Below are 18598 nucleotides of genomic sequence, written 5' to 3'. Positions count from 1 at the left end.
ATTTTAAATTAAATACCGATAAAACAATATTGTAGATACTACACCAAATTTTTAAGTATTTCCCCTATATAATCCTGCTTTCTATATAATTCAAGGCCTCGGAAACAAGATCTTTCGATAAACTATCGAAAATCATCAAATCCTCCCAACCTCGCAGCCAAGTTAGCTGTCTCTTCGCCAATTGACGAGAAGCAACAACGCCCTTAAAGATAGCATCATCTAGAGAATCCATACCGTCCAAGTGCTGCCACAATTGTCGATAGCCAACACATCGCATAGAAGGCATATCGATCGACAAGTCACCACGACAATAAAAACCTTCCACTTCCGCCAAAAAGCCTTGCGCCATCATTTCATCAAACCTTTGCTCAATCCGCTGATGAAGAATGCTTCTCTCTTTAGGCATAACCGCCATATTAATCATTTCAAAGGGCATAGAAGCGGCTTCTTGCTCAGCCCAAAACTGCGTCATAGTCTTACCTGTCAAACGATACACTTCTATCGCTCTTTGCAACCTCTGAGGATCATTAGGGTGAATCCTAAGAGCTGCTTCAGGGTCAATTGTTTGCAAATATTCATGTAGCGCAGGCCAACCCTTTTCAGCCGCCTCTTCTTCGATTTCAGCTCGCACTTGAGCATCAGCCGTTGGCATTTCCGCCAAGCCCTTTTGCAAAGCATTGAAATACATCATGGTACCGCCGACAAGCAGAGGCGTTTTCCCTTTTGAAACAATGTCAGCAACTTCTTTAACAGTATCAGAGACAAAATCGGCCGCTGAATAAGACTCTAGCGGATCAATAATATCGATCAAGCGATGTGGAGCTCTTGCCAATAAGCCAGCATCAGGTTTAGCCGTACCTATGTCCATTCCCTTGTAAACCAACGCCGAATCAACACTGATAATTTCATAGTTGTGATGCTGAGCCAGCTCGACAGCCAGCCCAGTTTTTCCTGAAGCCGTCGGCCCCATCAAACAAACCACATTCGGTTTAGCCATTTTATCGCCCTCTCAGAAAGAGTTTATCCAAGTCCGACATACTCAAATGCGCCCAAGTCGGCCGACCATGATTACATTGCCCGCTTCGCTCTGTCACTTCCATATCACGGAGCAAGCTGTTCATTTCGGTAATGGTTAACTTACGGTTTGCCCTAACAGCACCATGACAAGCCATAGAGGCCATCAGCTCGTTGGCTCGTGACTCCATAAGATCAGACACACCATTAGCGGACAAATCACTGATCACATCACGAATCAAACCTTCAACATCGCCTCGAATCAAGATTACCGGAACTTCTCGAACCATGACGCTTTCTAATCCCGTTCTTTCTACTCTAAAACCAAAAGATTCAAAAACCTGCCCATTCTCTTCTACAAGATCCGCTTCACTTTGAGAAACCGAAATACTAATAGGTACCAATAAAGGCTGAGAGGCTATATTTTTTTGGTAAAACGCATTTTTCATTCGCTCATACACAATTCGCTCATGGGCCGCATGCATATCAACTAAAATCAAGCCCTGCTCACTCTCAGACAATATATAAACCCCATGCAACTGAGCAACAGCAAAACCCAAAGGCGGAACCGCTTGATAATCCCCTTTATGCTCGAAAGCGCTTAAATCAGTGTTGCTTGCCATCCCCATTCCCAAGGAGCCAGACGGAGCCACTTCTTTAATTTCACCTGTTTCAGGATCAATCTGCTCTGTTTGAGAAGCATATTCTTGAGCATAACCAGAAAGTCGCCCCATTCCTTCCAACTGCCCACGCACTTCAGATGAACCAAAAGCATTAGACGCAGGTCTCATCCAATCCATTCCAGCTGTTGCAGAGCGATTAGATAAAGGCAAAGCTGATTGCTCAGTGATTTCAGGCTCAGAACTTGCTGTTTCCTGAATACCGGTTGGCGCGGCATCCGATTCTGGGCGAACATCTGCAATGGCTTTGTGTATACGACTAAATAAAAAGTCATGCACTAAACGGCCATCACGAAAGCGTACTTCATGTTTCGTTGGATGCACATTCACATCTACTGTAGAAGGGTCTAATTCAAGATACAAAACAAAGGTAGGATGACGGCCATTATATAAGACATCTCGATAAGCTTGGCGTACAGCATGTGCCACCAGCTTATCTTTCACCACTCGTCCATTTACAAAGAAGTATTGCAAGTCTGCCTGAGAGCGTGAAAACGTCGGCAAACCAATCCACCCCCATAAACGCAAACCTGCCGCCTCGACATCAAGGGTCAATGAGTTCTCTATGAACTTCTTACCTAACAAGGTCGCCAGCCGATGTTCCGCATGAAGCTGATCTGTCACAGGGCGCAAATCATAAACCTGCTTACCATTATGACTTAATCGAAAACCTGTCTCATAGCGGCTCAAGGCAAGGCGTTTCACTACTTCTTCTAGATGGCTAAATTCAGTTTTTTCTGTTCGCAAAAACTTGCGGCGAGCAGGCGTATTAAAAAACAAATCACGCACATCAATGGTTGTACCTTTAGGGTGGGAAGCTGGGCGAACCGCCGCAGCCATATCTTTCCCTTCTGCCTCAACACGCCAAGCTTCCATTTCACCTTCCGCTTGAGACGTTAAATGCATTCGAGAGACAGAGCTAATACTCGCCAGAGCTTCACCACGAAAGCCTAGTGTACAAACAGCCTCTAAATCATCAAGCGTAATTATCTTACTGGTTGCATGGCGGCTCAAAGCCAAAGACAAATCATCTTTAACAATACCGGCACCATTATCACGAATTTTAATACGGCGAATCCCACCTTGCTCCACATCAATATCAAGCTGTGAAGCCCCTGCATCCAGACTATTTTCAAGCAATTCTTTTACAACAGATGCTGGACGCTCAACAACTTCACCCGCTGCAATTTGGTTCGCTAAACGCGGTGATAAAAGATTAATTCTCTTCATGAACGACCTTTAAATTGAAAAACTTTCGATTAAAAATCAAAAGTCATATTAGGTTTAGCCGGCAGGAATGACGAGTTTCTGACCAATCCAGATCACATCATTTTTCAGCTTATTTGTTTGTCGCAAAACGCCCAAAGAAACATTATTACGACGCGCGATCTCAGACAATGTATCGCCTTTTTGAACAGCATAGACATAATCAGATCGCTTTGTTTGTTTCCATGCGAGTAAGGTACCGTCTGGTGCATTTTTGGTAAAATAGCCCACAACTCCTGTCGCAATAGACGCCGCCAGCTTAACTCGATAAGTACGACTAGATAAGTTCTTTGCTTCTGTTTTATTCGAAACAAACCCCGTTTCAATCAATATAGATGGGATATCAGGCGACTTCAAAACAACGAAACCGGCTTGTTGAACACTGTTTTTGTGTAAAACAGCAACACCTTTCATTTCACTTAAAACACTTTCACCTATATTAAGGCTCATTTGAATCGTCGAGTTCATCGACATATCGAGCAAAACTTCAGCTAATAACTGATCTTTGTCATCCAAAGAAATGCCACCAACTAAATCTACTGAGCTTTCTTGCTGAGCTAACCAACGTCCCATTTCCGAGCTCTTACCGCTTAACGACAAAGCCCACACCGAAGCGCCTCTCGCACTGGATTTCGTAAAGGCATCAGCATGAATAGATACCATTAAATCTGCATTGGCTTCTCGCGCCACTCGAGAACGATCACGTAATGGCAAATAAATATCCGTAGAACGAGTCAATACCGCTTTGAAACCATCAACAGCATTTATTCGATTCGAGAGCTCCTTCGCGATAGACAAAACAATATCTTTCTCACGTACTTTGTATTGCCCCAAAGCTCCTGGGTCTTTACCACCATGTCCAGGGTCGATAGCAATGACAATATCACGCTTTTCTTTAGCCAAATTCGTCAAACTTTTAACAACAGTAACAGGCTTACGCTGACCGTATTCAAGCTCGATCAGAATTCTAGGGCCATACGTATCATTCGCCGCCAATACGGTACTTTTCGCTTTTGCAGACTGAGTCAAATCAAACACAAATCGCCCACCACTTTCACGGCGAGCATAACGCACGCGAGTCAAGACATCGGAAGAAAGACCAGACAATACGTTAGATGCAGAAGGGCTGAGTTTGGCATTTGTTATATCCAATACGATTCGATCTGGATTAGAAAGAGGGAAAAGACGATGATCAGAAGCGCCTGACAATTCAAATACCAAACGCGTCACCCCTTCTTGCTGAGCGACACGAATATCTCTAACTTCTGCAGCGATTGCATTCAGAGCTACAAAAAACAGAATCAGATAAATAAAAACATTAAGACAAGTACGAAATTTAGTATGCATATCAGACAGCTAGCTAGAATATCTGTAACACTATAACTGCTGATCAAGTTGATCTCAATCCTGCTTATAGTAAAGACATTGATACATCAAGAAGCCCAGTCACCTCATAAAGATACTAAAGCGGCTGACGCTTTTGCTGTTTTTGCTTCCACCAAAACATGTCGCCCTTCTTTAATACGATCAATAGAAACAATAAAGTCAGCTTCTGGAAGCACCCCCACCCCCATTTCAGCCCATTCAATTAAACATAAACAGAAACCTGAAAAGTAGTCACGAATCCCCATATACTCTAATTCTTCAGGATCCGACACTCGGTACAAATCAAAATGAAAAGCTTCTATATTCATCACATCATAAGGCTCAACGATCGTATAAGTTGGACTTTTTACAGGACCATCATAGCCAAGGCCACGCAAAACACCTCGAACGAATGTTGTTTTCCCCATCCCTAAATCACCTTCAAGGAAAACAACACCACCTTTCTTCAATGAAGAAGCAAAGGATTCTCCAAGCTGAACCATGGCATCTTCACCATAAACCTCTTTCTCTATTCGCATTAAGTCTTCATCCTCTCTCCATTACTGTGGAGTATTACAACAATGAAACAATTCTATTACATAAGCCTTTTTAAACCAGCACCCATGAATCAAAATCAGACTAGACTCGCCTTTTACAAAGCCGACAAAACGACAAAACGACAAAACGACAAAACGACAAACTAAAGGTTATTCATGAATTGGTTGTTCATATTGCTCATTGCATTGGCCGTGTTAATAACAGGCATATCAAAAGGTAGTTTTTCTAGCGCCTTTGGTGTTATCGCCACTCCACTCATATAATTACAAACATCACCCACACTCACTGCCGCCATTATGCTGCCAATTCTCTGTGTCATGGACATTTTCGCTGTACAAAAGTTTTGGAAGAAATGGAGTACAGAACAACTCATAAAATGCATTCCCACTGCCATTGTTGGCGTCATTGCCATCGACTTCACAATCAACTCTTGGCCAAGAAAGAACAAAAGCTCAAAATCAAAACCCTTGAATGCACTTGCTGGGAAATTCTGGTGTGCTTTAAGTGGCTTTACAAGCTTCATTACCCACGCCGGTGGCCCACCAATAAGCGTATATTTACTCTGAACACAATTAGACAAAACACAATATATGGCAACCACTACAGTCATCTTTGCTACCATCAATGATGTCAAACTCATTCCTTACTGATTATTTGCCCAGCTCAATATCACAAACATTCTGCTGCCATTAAGTTTTGCACCTATTGCTGATTTAGGCGCTCAGCTGGGTGCTTGGCTGCACTATAAAATACCAACCGAACGCTTTTTTAAGTTTACCTACTTTATTTCTGTGTTTAACGGGAGTAAAAATTATTTGGGATAGCACTTCTGCACTTTTCTAAAACTAAACAGCATCCAAACCAAACATGGTTTTACGATAATGCTTAAGCTCACCAATGGACTCCAAAATATCGTCCATTGCCAAATGAGAACCAGATTTAGAAAAACCTTCTAGCGCTTCAGGCTTCCAGCGTTTAGCCAATTCTTTCACCGTGCTTACATCAAGGTAGCGGTAATGAAAAAAGCGCTCTAATTCTGGCATGTAGCGATATAAAAAGCGGCGATCTTGACCAACGCTATTACCACAAATAGGCGACGCGCCTGCTGGTACATATTGCGCCAGAAATTCAATCGTTTCTTTTTCCGCCTGCTCCATACCAATAGTCGAAGACAATACTCGCGCAGTTAACCCAGAATTTCCATGATGCTGGGTACACCATTCATCCATTGCATCCATAACCGCTTTATCCTGATGGATTGCCAAACTAGGACCTTTCGCCAAGACGTTCAAATGCTTATCTGTAACAACCGTCGCAATCTCGATAATAGTGTCTGTTTCAGGATTCAACCCCGTCATTTCTAGATCAATCCACACTAAGTTTTCTTCATTTACGCTCATAATCTTCCAAATCCTTTATTATCAATGCCAAGCATTATACTCTATGTGCCTTAATATAGGACCAGACGAAACGAATGTCGAAGCGAAAACTTACCAAACAACAAACTTGGCGAATCGAAAGAATTCAAAAAGAACGCGTTGAGCGCACCAAAAAACGCAGTGATATTGCCGAAGAGCTACTACAATCATCCGATCTTGGACCTGAAACATCAGGCATTATCATTTCTCATTTTGGCACTCAGGTGGAAGTTGAAGGTACGCAAGCCCCCTTTATTGGCGTTTCTACACGCTGCAATTTACGCGCGAATTTAGGACAACTCGTCACAGGCGATAAAGTTGTCTGGCGCCCAAAACAAAATGAAGGCGGTGTCGTTGTAGCTACGACACCACGACACACATCATTAAGCCGTCCAGATATGCATGGCCGCCTCAAGCCTGTTGCAGCAAACATAGACCATATTGTCGTGGTTATCGCAGCTGAACCTGTTGCACATGCCAACCTTATCGACCGCTACTTGGTCGCAGCTGAAACCGTTGGCATTCCCCCTGTTATTCTATTAAACAAATGCGATTTAATAGACGACAAAAACAGGGATGAACTAAACCAACTATTGAGCACCTACGAGGCGCTAGACTATAAAATCATTCGTACCTCTACCAAAGACCAAAAAGGCATGGAGTCTCTTTATAATTTCTTAGAAGACAAAACAAGCGTCTTTGTTGGTCAATCTGGTGTGGGCAAATCCTCGCTAATCGGCACACTTCTTCCAAACATAGACATCAGCGTTGGTGAGTTATCACAGAAAAGAAAGAAAGGTGTTCATACGACAACCACCGCTCGTCTTTTCCATATGCCAAAAGGCGGTGACTTAATCGACTCACCAGGAATACGCGAGTTTGGCTTGTGGCATATTTCTGAGGATGAACTATTAAACGGCTTTATTGAGTTTCGCCCACACATCGGCTATTGCCGTTTCAGAGATTGCGCCCATGAAAAAGAGCCTGGTTGCGCTATTTTAGACGCTTTAGAAAAAGGTGATATTACAGAACACCGCTTTCAAAGCTTTTTACGCATCAAACAATCCATCAGAGAAAATCACGCCTTTTAAAAAACGCTTTCTGGGGCTAAATCTAACTCAGATTGACTACTAGGACTGCCAAAATTTCGACGATTCTGGTCTAGCATTTTCTTATAAGCATCATCTGTTAATAGTGTAATGCTAATCCGTCGGTTTTCTGCACTGTCTGTATCAAAACGATTGTACGGCACGCTGTCTGCTAAACCGATGACTTGAGCTATTCTCCGATCCTCAACACCACCCTCTTCTAATATCCGGCGAGCTGCATTGGCTCTTAATGCAGAAAGATCCCAATTATCTAAACTTTGAGAGCCATTAAACTGAGACGAATCCGTATGCCCTGTAATAACGACGGGATTTTGCACTTTATTAAACAAAGGCGACATACTCAGCAAGGTGTTTTCAATGTCCGGCATCATACGCGCGCTACCACGCTCAAACATAGGCTTATCTGGACTATCCAATAACGTGATACGCACACCAAGCGGCGTAATCTCAATGCGCAAATTATTCTCTTGTGACAAAACAATATTACTTTTCTCCAATTCCTCTTTGAGCAAGTCGTTAATACTGTTAGCCTCATCTGCCTCAGCACCATTCCCAAGTGCATTGTCATTAAGCGGCACATCCGTGCTGCCAGGCTCAGGCAATTGGGTATCAAGCTTTTTGTCTTTACTCTTAGCGGGACTCCCACCAAGATCAATTGGGTTAGCACTATACCCCGCCGTAGAAGCACCCAAGGGATCTTGAAAATAACCTTCGATGCTGGCCAGTTCTTCAGGGCTGGAAACACTCAGCAACCACAACACCAAGAATAAGGCCATCATAGCCAAAGCAAAATCAGCTAAAGCTATCTTCCAAGCACCACCATGATGACCGCCCTTTTTGATCTTTTTAACTCGACGAATGACCAAACCTTGAGAACCTACGGCCACATCATATCTCCGTTAATTCGACAAAAATTCATCTTAACGATACTGCTTTAGTTCAATAGACAATTCGGCAAAGCCTGGACGCATATCTGGCGGAAGTAATTTACGCCCGGTCTCTACCGCTACTGGAGGCGGATAACCTGAAACAATCGAATTCAAACAAGCTTTAACACATAAATAAGCTTTCAGCTCATGCGTACCCAAACTCTCCAAATGGGAAGCAGCAGGCCCCACAAAACCATAACCAAAAAAGATACCCAAAAATGTTCCAACCAATGCTGCCGCCACATGAGCCCCAATTTCTTCCAAAGGCCCACCAATTGAGCCCATCGTAATAACAATACCCAATACCGCAGCTACTATACCAAAACCTGGCAAACCTTCTGCGACACGGGTTAACGCATGACTCGGAGCAACAAGTTCTTCTTGTATTTGCTCTATTTCATTATCCATAATGGCTTCTATCTCATGAGAGGGAAGACCTGTTAATGTAAATATGCGGTAGTTGTCTGTTAAAAACTCAACTAATTCATGGTCTCGAATAACATCAGGAAAACGTTTAAAAAGTTCGCTTGTAAAAGGCGATTCGATATCCTCCTCAATAGATAAAAAACCATCTTGTCGGCTTTTCTGAAAGAGGCTGTACATGACACCTAACAGCTGTAAATAAAATCTTTTATTATGTCGGCTACCAGAAAACACTTGCGGTAACATAGTAAGAACTTTCTTTTGGACTATAAATGGATTGGCCACCATAAAGGCACCTAGCGCAGCACCACAAATAATAATCACTTCAAATGGCTGCCATAAAGCTAAAATGCTGCCATGAGATGCCAGGTAACCAGAAACAACACTGATGATGACAATTAGAACGCCTGCTATTGCAAACATATTCCGTTCCTTAATAATGACAAAGTATGCTCTCACTTCAATATACAGTATGATGAATGAGATCAAAATATTAGAACGCCTCAACATACATAAACAATCAGGTCACTAATGTAACTAGCTATGAAAGACAAGTCACCTTTTGGCCTAAATGAATGGCTTCATTTTCTTAAAGAAAAAAAATTTCCAGTTCAATCTGTAAATTTATCGAGACTCAAAACTCAACTAAAAAGAACTGAAGACACGCTTGATGGGATGCAAGCAAACATAACATCAGAGCCGTTACTTGCATTCGCTATTTTGAACGAGGCAAACCGAACTCTATCCAACAAAAACAGTGAAATTAACACCCCTTTTCACGCAGCCGCTTTAGTGGGTACAAATCGTATCACTAAACTGTTTCCTCGCTTCGAAGCCTACGAAATAACAAAGCGCTCTCCACCTAATCTCATCGCTTTCTTATCGGAAGTACAAACAAGTTACGAAGCGGCATCAATGGCAAGATTTTGGACAATTCAGAAAATCTCTGGTCACGAAGACGATATTTTTTGGACAACCCTGTTCCGAGATGCAGCAAGGTGGCTGTTATGGTTTTACGCTTATCCAGTGATGGAAACTATCACAAAAAAAATCAGACAAGGCGAACAAGCAAGTAAAGTGGAAAAAAGCATTCTGGGGTGTCGAATTGATGAAATCACAGTGCACTTATGCACTTATTGGAAAACTCCCAGCAAGATCATTGAGTCCTTTCTAAGCAAGCACATCCCCAACAAGAAAGAGATGCAGACGCTTGCTCACCTAGCCCATCACCCAGATGAGCTTCCCGGTTTTATTGATGACAAGAAGCTGACTATTTTGGCGAACAACCCTCTTATTTATTCTTACTGCGCGACAAAGGTTGCCCATGATGCAAACCTTTTAGGCTGGGAGTCAAAAAATCTCTCATTTTTCTATCGAGTGGTTGCCACTTCAATGCACAAGCATCTAGGTGATGTTATTCAAACTGCCCATAGATCGAGCACAGAAGCGGCTAGATACTATAATTTAAAAGGCAAAATACCACTTGCTCTGCAACTTGTTGATCCAGACTTGTTTACGCACAAACAAAAATCGCCTACAAAAGTTGTGCCGCCTTCGACTCACCTCATACAACTCAAACAGGCTCTCAATCAACAAATTCACTTTGCGATAAAGCAAAAAGCAAAGTTAGCTTTAAAAGCCATTAAGCACGAAATCCCTAACACTCAATCTTGTATTATCTTTAAATACTCCTTTGGTAAAGTCTCTCCACTTTATCAATCTGGTTATAGCGTAGACTCTATTAAATCCATACAATGGAACGCATCGTCCAGCGTATTCGATAAACTCAAAAATAAAAAATCTGCTGTTCACTTATTTGGAGTAAAATTAAAAAGTCTGTTAAGTGAATTCCCTCATCAAGCAGGACAAATCATAGAAAAGAATAGTCACTTATTTTTAGCCTCAACCTTATCAACAGAAAATGAGATGATGATATTCTGGCTTGAAGCAAGTTCCGAGTTTGATGAGAGCGACTTTAAAAAATTTAAACAAATTGTGTCTTTAACAAGCCACAAAATACACTAATGAAAATAAATCAGGAAAAACAAAGTGACTAAAGACCAACTGTTTGCCTTTGCACAACACATTACCCCTCAAAAAACTTTATCTCGTGTTATAGGAAAAATAGCTGAGTGCGAAAGCAATTGGGTAAAAAACACATTCATTAGTCAATTTGTAAAAAAATACCAAGTCGATATGTCAGAAGCCATCAATAGCGATGCCCTGTCTTATCGCAACTTCAATGACTTTTTCACTCGTGCTATTCGCCCAGAGTTACGCCCAATTTGTGACGAAGGCAATAGCATCGCCTGCCCAGCAGACGGCGCCATCAGCCAACTGGGCAACATCGAACACGGCACAATATTCCAAGCTAAAGGCCATCACTACAGCCTAACGACATTGCTTGGTGGTGACGCTTCATTATCTGATCAGTTCCTTGGTGGCACCTTTGCAACGGTTTACCTATCACCAAAAGATTATCATCGTGTTCACATGCCACTAACCGGCAAGCTAACCAAGATGATTCACGTGCCAGGCAAATTATTCTCTGTAAATAAAGTCACAGCAGAACAAATACCAAACGTGTTCGCTCGAAATGAACGTACAGTTTGCTTGTTCGAGACAGAAGCGGGCCCAATGGCTGTCATTTTGGTAGGTGCTATGATTGTAGCCAGCATCGAAACCGTTTGGGCAGGACAAGTCACACCATTCAATAAAAACGTTGTAACGTGGGACTACGAAGCGCTCAATAATGTTGAACTACAGAAAGGCGAAGAAATGGGTCGGTTCAAACTGGGCTCAACAGCGATTGTGTTATTCGGGAAAGACGCCGTAGAATGGGACGAGTCTCTAGCAGCTGAAACACCAACTCAAATGGGCATGAAATTCGGTGAAACATTGAACAAAACCCAAGACAAAGAAGCAGCAGAATAACCACTTCTTTACTCAATTAAAAAAGTCTGCTTAGGCAGACTTTTTTAATTCGTTTTTTTCTAAAAAACTGATCACTGGCTATCTCTTACAGCTGGAATAATATCCGTACTAACCATGCTATGTAACAAGTCTCGATAACCAGTTCGCCCGGAGGGTAAATTCTCATCAGAAGTGATAGCGACAGTCAGTTCTAAATCAGGGAAAACATAAATCATTTGCCCACCGTACCCCCAACCATAATAGCCCTGCTCACCCGCAAAGGTTTGTATAAACCACCCATAGCCATATTTCCCTCGATGAAAACGAGAGTGAGTTCTTGGCGTCCAACTCTCCTCAATCCACTGCTCTGATATCAAACGCTTGCCAGATTGAGTCAAACCACCACGTCGATACAACTCTCCAAAAGCCAGCAAAGAAGACGGAGTCATACCGACTTGATTCCCCCCCATTGGGATTCCTTGCGGATCCGTTTCCCAACTCTGGATTCTCACCCCAGAACCTTTCAACCATTGATTAGCAAGGCGATAAGTATGCTGACCGCTCTCCTGCATAACAATGGCAGACAGCAAATGCGTATTCGCCGTTGAATATTGCATATCACCACCTACTTCTTCGACAAACGGCCACGACAATGCGGTTTTCACCCAATTATCACTGACAACCCAACGGCCGTAATTGCGCCCAGAAGCACGTTCCAAACCCGCCTGCATGGAAAGCAAATGACCAAGGGTAATCTCCTCTAAACGAGGATCGGAATTTTCTGGTAACTGATCTTTCAATAAGGAGACAACAGTCTGATCAACTCCATCAACCACACCTCGCTCAATCGCCATACCAACAATGGCAGACATCACAGACTTTGAAGCCGATTTAATATTTGCTACCGCTTTTATATCAACACCATTGTAAGCTTTTGCCCATACAAGCTTCCCTTTGTACGCGATGTGAACAGTTTTGATATTCGAAAAGCTTTCAGCGGTTTTATTCATCTCGTTGAGATCTAAAGCAAAAACCTGCAGACTGAAAACCAATGATAATGAAAGCAACACAAAACGCATAGAAACACCCTTTAAATCTCATCCATCAATACACAAATATAATGATATAAAAAAGCCTGCATTAAGCAGGCTCTTTTGGCAAAAGCGTAAGAAGATAATGCTAAGGAAGCTCGTCTTCCAGCTCTTCTTTTGGTACTGGCACCAAATCTTCTCTCTTTACATCCATTGCAAGCAACAAATTAGCCGCCACAAAAATAGAAGAGTAAGTACCGATAATGACACCCACCAACAATGCCATTGAGAAATTATGAATCGCTTCACCACCTGCGACAAATAACACCACCAAGACAAACAAAGTTGTCAAAGAAGTGATTACAGTACGACCTAATGTTTGATTAATGGACTCATTCACCAAATCATAAGGCGTCATATCTCGCATGATACGGAAGTTCTCACGAATACGGTCACACACAACAATGGTGTCATTCAAAGAATAACCCACAACAGCAAGCAAGGCTGCCAATACAGTTAGGTCAAATTCCACTTCAAATAAAGAGAAGAAACCTAACGTAATGATAACGTCATGCGTCAAAGCAATGACAGAAGCAACCGAGAACTTAAATTGGAAACGAACTGCCACATAACCCATCACAATAAGCAGCGCGAGCAACATGCCCAAGCCGCCTTGTTCACGCAACTCCTCACCCACTTGAGCACCAACAAACTCTGAACGCTGAAGAGACACACTTGCCTCCCCATGATCCTGAAGTGTCGATAAAACCTCATCACCCAATGTTGGCGTATAAGCATTAGCCAATCGCACAACAATGTCGGTCGGTGAACCAAAGCTCTGAACAACGACATCATCATAGCCATTCTGGCCAAGTAATTCACGAATATCGTCCAATTTAGGCGCTTCTTCGTAAGCAACTTCAATCAGCGTTCCGCCGGTAAAATCTAAGCCGAACTGCAAGCCTTTCGTAGCCAATGCTCCGATAGATACCAAAATCAGCACCAATGAAAAAGCCGCTACGACTTTACGCATTGCCATAAATGGAATATTTGTCACTTTCATGGCGCTCTCCTAAATATACAGTTTCTTGTTTTTACGGCCGCCATACACAAGATTCACTTGCGCGCGCGTCACTACAATAGCCGTAAACATGGAAGTAAGAATACCGAATGATAAAGTCACCGCAAAACCTTTGACAGGACCAGTCCCAACGGCAAACAAAATAACAGCAACCAGCAAGGTTGTGATATTGGCATCAAAAATGGTCGTAAATGCACGATTAAAACCAGAATGTATTGCTTGCTGGCTCGGCGTGCCATTTGCCAATTCCTCTTTTATTCTTGAGAAAATCAACACGTTTGCATCCACCGCCATACCCATGGTTAGTACAATACCGGCAATACCTGGCAAAGTAAGCGTCGCAGAAAGCAAAGACATACACGCCATAAGTAAAATGATATTTAAAGCCAATGAAATATTCGCAAAAATGCCGAATACCTTGTAGTACACCAGCATGAAGAGCATAACTACCAATAGGCCAATTTGTGCAGAAGTGACGCCTAACTTGATGTTTTCAGCACCTAAGCTTGGTCCAATCGTACGCTCTTCAACAAAGTACATAGGCGCAGCCAAGGCTCCAGCACGAAGCAAGAGTGCAAGCTCAGAGGATTCTCGAGGACTGTCTAGCCCTGTAATCCGGAAGGAGTTACCTAACGTTGTTTGAATCGTTGCCAATGAGATAATACCTTTCTCACTGTAACTACGGCGCACTTCTTCAAAAGTGCCATCTTCTTTCTCTACAACACGTGTACGTGCTTTATGTTCTATGAAAACAACCGCCATATTACGACCAACAGCGGAGCGCGTAACTTTTGTCATTTGCTTGCCGCCTTTGGAATCAAGGCTAATGTTTACTTGAGGCTGACCGTTTTCATCAAAAGAAGAACTCGCGTCAGAAACACTTTCACCTGTCGTAATAAGGTCACGCTCTAAACGCGCCGTACGTCCGCTGCCATCACGAAAAGTCAGTGTTTCAATATCTGCGCCGCTGTCATCCAATCCTGCTTCTAAACGGAACTCAAGGTTAGCCGTCGCACCGATAATACGTTTCGCTGCCGCGGTATCTTGAACGCCCGGCAACTCAACCACAATACGGTTACTACCTTGGCGTTGAACCAATGGCTCAGCAACACCAAGCTCATTTACGCGGTTACGCAAGGTTGTTAGGTTTTGCTGTAATGCATAAACCTCAATTTCTTTGGTTTCAGCTTCTGTGAAAGCAACATCTAAATAGAAGTCATTACCTTCTTGACGAGTATCATAACGATATTCAGAGAAATCGTCTTCCAACAGGTTTTCCGCCAAGGACAAATCTGACTCTTGCAAGAAACGAATCGAAAGCACACCGTTGTCAACCGTTACGCTACGGTAACGAATACGATCAGAACGCAATGCAGCCTTCATCTCACTTGACGTTACTTCCAATCGCTGCTTAAGTGCCGCTGGCGTGTCAACTTCTAACAAAAAGTGAACACCACCACGCAAATCAAGGCCTAACTTAGCTGGACCAGCACCTAAAGAGGCTAGCCAATCCGGTGTTGTTGGCACCAAATTCAACGCCGTTACAAAGTCTTCACCCAGTGCAGCAGATACAACAGGTTTTGCTGCAAGTTGGTCCTCACCACTATTAAAGCGCAAGGTACCGCCAGCAGAGGTAAGCTCTGCTTCTTTTAATTCTATATTCGCTTTTGCAAGGGCGTTTTTAGCCTTCCCTAGCGTTTGTTCATCAACGACAGAAGTTGTTTTTTGAGCAGACAGTTGTAGCGCTGGATCATCTGGATAAAGATTTGGGAAAGCATAAAGTAGCCCCAAAGCCAAAACAAGAAGAATTAGCAAATACTTCCACAAGGGGTACTTGTTAAGCATGTAAAATCCTTTAAACCTGAAAAATAAATGAATCGATTAAAGAAGAAAAGCGCCAGCTGTTTTAAAAACAGAGGCGCTTCTCCAAGAAGGTTAAATTGACTTTAACGTTCCTTTTGGTAGTACAGCTGCAACAGAAGATTTTTGAAATTTCATTTCAATACCTTCAGAAACTTCTAGTACAACGTAGTTATCATCTACTTTAGATACTTTACCTAACACGCCACCGCCTGTTACTACTTCAGTACCTTTCGCTAAAGAAGCAATCAAGTTTTTATGCTCCTTAGCACGTTTTGCTTGTGGGCGCCACATAAGGAAGTAAAAAATAACAACGAAACCTGCAAGCAATACAAGGTTAAAAATACCTGCATCAGCAGGTGCGCCACCTTCAGCATACGCTGGTGAGATCAATGCGATCATGGGATTAACTCTCCAATGGTTTATGAAACTTTCGTGTTTTTCTTATCAAATAGAGGAAAACCACATTTTTTGTTTATTATTCACTCAAGGCAGGCGTTTCTAAGCCACGCTTTGCATAAAACTCATCAACAAAGGCGTCAAATCTACCTTCATCGAGCGCTAGACGCAATCCTGCCATGAGTGTTTGATAATATCGTAAGTTATGAATGGTATTTAATTGTGCACCAACCATTTCTTGACACTTATCTAAATGATGTAAATAAGACCGAGAAAAGTTTTTACAAGTATAGCAATCACATTCTTTATCTAAAGGCCCAGTATCATGACGATATTGAGCATTACGAATACGCACAACACCTTCAGAAGTAAATAAATGACCGTTACGGGCATTTCGTGTTGGCATAACGCAGTCGAACATATCAACACCACGACGCACACCTTCGACTAAATCTTCAGGCTTACCAACCCCCATCAAGTAACGAGGTTTGTCTTCTGGCATTTTTGGTGTTGTATGATCCAACACCTTCATCATCTCTTCTTTTGGCTCACCAACAGAAAGACCACCAATTGCGTAACCATCAAAGCCGATGTCGACCAGACCTTCTAAAGATTCATCACGTAAGTTTTCATACATGCTGCCTTGAATAATTCCGAACAAAGCGGAAGGACTGTCGCCGTGTTCATCTTTTGAGCGTTTAGCCCAACGCAAACTCATGCGCATAGATTTCGCCGCCACTTCTGGCGTCGCAGGGTATGGCGTACATTCATCGAAAATCATCACAATATCAGAGCCTAAATCGCGCTGTACTTGCATAGAGATTTCAGGACTTAAGAAAACTTTTGAACCATTAATAGGAGAACGGAAACTCACGCCCTCTTCGGTAATCTTTCGCATTTCTCCCAAAGAGAAAACCTGGAAGCCACCGGAGTCGGTCAAAATAGGTTTTTTCCATTGGGTAAAGTCATGAAGATCGCCATGAGCTTTAATCACTTCGGTACCAGGGCGAAGCCACAAATGAAATGTGTTACCCAAAATAATATCCGCACCGATTTCCTCGATGTCTTTGGTTAACATACCCTTTACTGTGCCGTAGGTTCCTACTGGCATAAAGGCTGGCGTTTCAACTTTACCGCGAGGAAAAGTTAAGGTCGCACGGCGCGCTTTTCCTGAGGTAGTGTGAAGTTCAAAATCCATAAAACATTCTGGACGCTTATCAGACATTCGTCTTATTCCTCAATCTGCGGGCCTTTCGCCTGCGCATTTCGTGTAATAAACATGGCATCGCCATAACTAAAAAATCGGTATTTCTGCTCAACAGCTTCTTGATAAGCAGACATCACATGATCGTACCCAGCAAAGGCGCTAATCAGCATAATGAGCGTTGATTCCGGTAGATGGAAATTGGTAATTAAAGCATCTACCGTTTTAAATTCGTAACCAGGATAAATAAAAATACTCGTATCATCCTGCATAGGCGTAATTTCGCCACCTTGACTGGCCGACTCAAGACTACGCACACTAGTCGTTCCAACTGCAATTACTCGCCCTCCATTGGCTTTCGTCGTTTTCACTTGATCAACAACCTCTTGATCAACTTCAACATACTCAGCGTGCATAATATGATCTTCCACATTACCTACCTTCATTGGCTGAAAGGTTCCGGCACCAACATGCAAGGTGACAAACGCCACGTCCACGCCTTTGGCTTTTAGTTTAGACAACAAGGCATCATCAAAATGCAAACCAGCGGTTGGCGCCGCTACAGCACCCGGTTTTTCGTTATAAACAGTTTGATAACGCTCCTGATCACTTTCTTCATCAGGGCGCTCAATATAAGGCGGCAAAGGCATGTGTCCAACGCGAGATAATACATCCAACACTGGTTCTTCAAAAACAAGATGGAACAAGGCACCAGAACGACCAATCATTGTCGCCTCGATTTGTTCACCTTTATCTTGTCCTAAAAAGACCTTGCTGTTTTCCTTTGGCGATTTGCTGGCACGAACATGAGCCAAGGCTTCATTCGTACCGACAACACGCTCGACCAAAACCTCCACTTTGCCGCCAGATTCTTTCTGGCCAAATACACGAGCAGGAATAACACGAGTGTTGTTAAACACCATCAGATCGCCTGTCTGAACAAGCTCTAACACATCCGGAAACTGACGATGCACAACGCCGCCACTCGGGCCATCAAGGTGCAACAAGCGACTAGACGTTCTATCTGGTGTGGGATAATTGGCGATCAAAGAATCGGGCAAATCAAAGTGATAATCGGAAACGAGCATGAAAAGAAAACTACCTAGAAAAATCGACGCCGCATTTTAACGAAATTTTCCATAAAAAGTTAGCGAAAATCCAAGTAAAAAGGCACCTCCCATCATACCGACATGAAAAAGATAAAAAATAATGTATCAAAGCGTTGACTCTGATTAAAATTCGCATAGAATACGCATCACCTTTTTCAAGGCCAGTGTGGTGGAATTGGTAGACACGACGGATTCAAAATCCGTTGCCGAAAGGCGTGGCGGTTCGAGTCCGCCTACTG

17 protein-coding genes are annotated in these 18598 nt (G+C 42.8%); 3 read left to right on the top strand and 14 right to left on the bottom strand.

The window, feature by feature from the left end; all coding sequences use genetic code 11:
- Positions 1-64: 64 nt before the first annotated feature.
- The 6 genes from miaA to orn form a co-directional block, all read right to left on the bottom strand.
- Positions 65-997 carry a tRNA (adenosine(37)-N6)-dimethylallyltransferase MiaA gene (gene miaA / locus ABFY09_RS13275; protein WP_347984790.1) on the bottom strand — a complete coding sequence of 311 codons (933 nt, stop codon included), beginning with the start codon at positions 995-997 and terminating at the stop codon, positions 65-67.
- A 1-nt stretch (position 998) separates the two neighbouring features.
- Complete coding sequence (mutL, locus tag ABFY09_RS13270) at positions 999-2924, bottom strand: DNA mismatch repair endonuclease MutL (RefSeq protein WP_347984789.1); 1926 nt, start codon at positions 2922-2924, stop codon at positions 999-1001.
- Between the two features lie 54 nt (positions 2925-2978).
- Positions 2979-4307, bottom strand: a complete 1329-nt coding sequence (locus tag ABFY09_RS13265; protein WP_347984788.1) for an N-acetylmuramoyl-L-alanine amidase — start codon at positions 4305-4307, stop codon at positions 2979-2981.
- 104 nt (positions 4308-4411) lie between these two features.
- Positions 4412-4864: a tRNA (adenosine(37)-N6)-threonylcarbamoyltransferase complex ATPase subunit type 1 TsaE gene (tsaE, locus tag ABFY09_RS13260; protein WP_347984787.1), complete on the bottom strand. Its 453-nt coding sequence runs from the start codon at positions 4862-4864 to the stop codon at positions 4412-4414.
- Positions 4865-5025: 161 nt separating this feature from the next.
- On the bottom strand, positions 5026-5493 hold the full coding sequence (locus ABFY09_RS13255; RefSeq protein WP_347984786.1) for a hypothetical protein: 468 nt from the start codon (positions 5491-5493) through the stop codon (positions 5026-5028).
- A gap of 235 nt (positions 5494-5728) precedes the next feature.
- Positions 5729-6283: an oligoribonuclease gene (orn, locus tag ABFY09_RS13250; protein ID WP_347984785.1), complete on the bottom strand. Its 555-nt coding sequence runs from the start codon at positions 6281-6283 to the stop codon at positions 5729-5731.
- Between the two features lie 74 nt (positions 6284-6357).
- Between orn and rsgA the strand changes: the two genes are divergently transcribed.
- Positions 6358-7392: a small ribosomal subunit biogenesis GTPase RsgA gene (gene rsgA, locus ABFY09_RS13245; protein WP_347984784.1), complete on the top strand. Its 1035-nt coding sequence runs from the start codon at positions 6358-6360 to the stop codon at positions 7390-7392.
- Here rsgA and ABFY09_RS13240 read toward each other — a convergent pair.
- Positions 7389-8297, bottom strand: a complete 909-nt coding sequence (locus ABFY09_RS13240) for a flagellar motor protein MotB (protein ID WP_347984783.1) — start codon at positions 8295-8297, stop codon at positions 7389-7391. The genes rsgA and ABFY09_RS13240 overlap by 4 nt on opposite strands.
- Before the next feature lie 33 nt (positions 8298-8330).
- Positions 8331-9185: a flagellar motor stator protein MotA gene (motA, locus tag ABFY09_RS13235; protein ID WP_347984782.1), complete on the bottom strand. Its 855-nt coding sequence runs from the start codon at positions 9183-9185 to the stop codon at positions 8331-8333.
- 120 nt (positions 9186-9305) lie between these two features.
- Here motA and ABFY09_RS13230 point away from each other — a divergent pair, with 120 nt between their 5' ends.
- Both ABFY09_RS13230 and asd read left to right on the top strand, forming a co-directional pair.
- Complete coding sequence (locus tag ABFY09_RS13230) at positions 9306-10787, top strand: HDOD domain-containing protein (protein WP_347984781.1); 1482 nt, start codon at positions 9306-9308, stop codon at positions 10785-10787.
- A 24-nt stretch (positions 10788-10811) separates the two neighbouring features.
- The gene (gene asd, locus ABFY09_RS13225) at positions 10812-11696 is read left to right on the top strand and encodes an archaetidylserine decarboxylase (protein WP_347984780.1); all 885 of its coding nucleotides are present in this window, start codon (positions 10812-10814) and stop codon (positions 11694-11696) included.
- Positions 11697-11767: 71 nt separating this feature from the next.
- On the opposite strand, the gene ABFY09_RS13220 is transcribed toward asd, so the two are convergent.
- From ABFY09_RS13220 to queA, 6 genes are all read right to left on the bottom strand, one after another.
- Positions 11768-12754, bottom strand: a complete 987-nt coding sequence (locus ABFY09_RS13220) for a serine hydrolase (protein WP_347984779.1) — start codon at positions 12752-12754, stop codon at positions 11768-11770.
- Between the two features lie 100 nt (positions 12755-12854).
- Positions 12855-13769: a protein translocase subunit SecF gene (secF, locus tag ABFY09_RS13215; RefSeq protein WP_347984778.1), complete on the bottom strand. Its 915-nt coding sequence runs from the start codon at positions 13767-13769 to the stop codon at positions 12855-12857.
- A 9-nt stretch (positions 13770-13778) separates the two neighbouring features.
- Positions 13779-15632 (bottom strand): protein translocase subunit SecD, encoded by a 1854-nt coding sequence (gene secD / locus ABFY09_RS13210; RefSeq protein ID WP_347984777.1) that lies wholly within the window; start codon positions 15630-15632, stop codon positions 13779-13781.
- Between the two features lie 90 nt (positions 15633-15722).
- Complete coding sequence (gene yajC, locus ABFY09_RS13205) at positions 15723-16049, bottom strand: preprotein translocase subunit YajC (RefSeq protein ID WP_012070335.1); 327 nt, start codon at positions 16047-16049, stop codon at positions 15723-15725.
- A 76-nt stretch (positions 16050-16125) separates the two neighbouring features.
- Positions 16126-17244, bottom strand: coding sequence for a tRNA guanosine(34) transglycosylase Tgt (gene tgt / locus ABFY09_RS13200; protein ID WP_347984827.1), 1119 nt, complete (start codon positions 17242-17244; stop codon positions 16126-16128).
- A gap of 32 nt (positions 17245-17276) precedes the next feature.
- Positions 17277-18338 carry a tRNA preQ1(34) S-adenosylmethionine ribosyltransferase-isomerase QueA gene (queA, locus tag ABFY09_RS13195; protein WP_347984776.1) on the bottom strand — a complete coding sequence of 354 codons (1062 nt, stop codon included), beginning with the start codon at positions 18336-18338 and terminating at the stop codon, positions 17277-17279.
- Positions 18339-18598 lie beyond the last annotated feature (260 nt).

It is taken from the genome of Marinomonas sp. 5E14-1, assembly GCF_039939215.1.
In the GTDB taxonomy this organism is placed as follows: domain Bacteria; phylum Pseudomonadota; class Gammaproteobacteria; order Pseudomonadales; family Marinomonadaceae; genus Marinomonas.
The sequence above is the reverse complement of the archived record's forward strand: the minus strand, read 5'-3'. Positions and strand labels throughout refer to the sequence as shown.

What these genes read in the sequence shown, in the direction of transcription:
- ABFY09_RS13255 (WP_347984786.1), bottom strand. Translation starts at nt 5,493, where the DNA reads ATGACTGTAGTGGTTGCCATATATTGTGTTTTGTCTAATTGTGTTCAG.
- ABFY09_RS13220 (WP_347984779.1), bottom strand. Translation starts at nt 12,754, where the DNA reads ATGCGTTTTGTGTTGCTTTCATTATCATTGGTTTTCAGTCTGCAGGTT.
- ABFY09_RS13265 (WP_347984788.1), bottom strand. Translation starts at nt 4,307, where the DNA reads ATGCATACTAAATTTCGTACTTGTCTTAATGTTTTTATTTATCTGATT.
- rsgA (WP_347984784.1), top strand. Translation starts at nt 6,358, where the DNA reads ATGTCGAAGCGAAAACTTACCAAACAACAAACTTGGCGAATCGAAAGA.
- tsaE (WP_347984787.1), bottom strand. Translation starts at nt 4,864, where the DNA reads ATGCGAATAGAGAAAGAGGTTTATGGTGAAGATGCCATGGTTCAGCTT.
- orn (WP_347984785.1), bottom strand. Translation starts at nt 6,283, where the DNA reads ATGAGCGTAAATGAAGAAAACTTAGTGTGGATTGATCTAGAAATGACG.
- queA (WP_347984776.1), bottom strand. Translation starts at nt 18,338, where the DNA reads ATGCTCGTTTCCGATTATCACTTTGATTTGCCCGATTCTTTGATCGCC.
- mutL (WP_347984789.1), bottom strand. Translation starts at nt 2,924, where the DNA reads ATGAAGAGAATTAATCTTTTATCACCGCGTTTAGCGAACCAAATTGCA.
- motA (WP_347984782.1), bottom strand. Translation starts at nt 9,185, where the DNA reads ATGTTTGCAATAGCAGGCGTTCTAATTGTCATCATCAGTGTTGTTTCT.
- tgt (WP_347984827.1), bottom strand. Translation starts at nt 17,244, where the DNA reads ATGGATTTTGAACTTCACACTACCTCAGGAAAAGCGCGCCGTGCGACC.
- secF (WP_347984778.1), bottom strand. Translation starts at nt 13,769, where the DNA reads ATGAAAGTGACAAATATTCCATTTATGGCAATGCGTAAAGTCGTAGCG.
- miaA (WP_347984790.1), bottom strand. Translation starts at nt 997, where the DNA reads ATGGCTAAACCGAATGTGGTTTGTTTGATGGGGCCGACGGCTTCAGGA.
- ABFY09_RS13230 (WP_347984781.1), top strand. Translation starts at nt 9,306, where the DNA reads ATGAAAGACAAGTCACCTTTTGGCCTAAATGAATGGCTTCATTTTCTT.
- yajC (WP_012070335.1), bottom strand. Translation starts at nt 16,049, where the DNA reads ATGATCGCATTGATCTCACCAGCGTATGCTGAAGGTGGCGCACCTGCT.
- secD (WP_347984777.1), bottom strand. Translation starts at nt 15,632, where the DNA reads ATGCTTAACAAGTACCCCTTGTGGAAGTATTTGCTAATTCTTCTTGTT.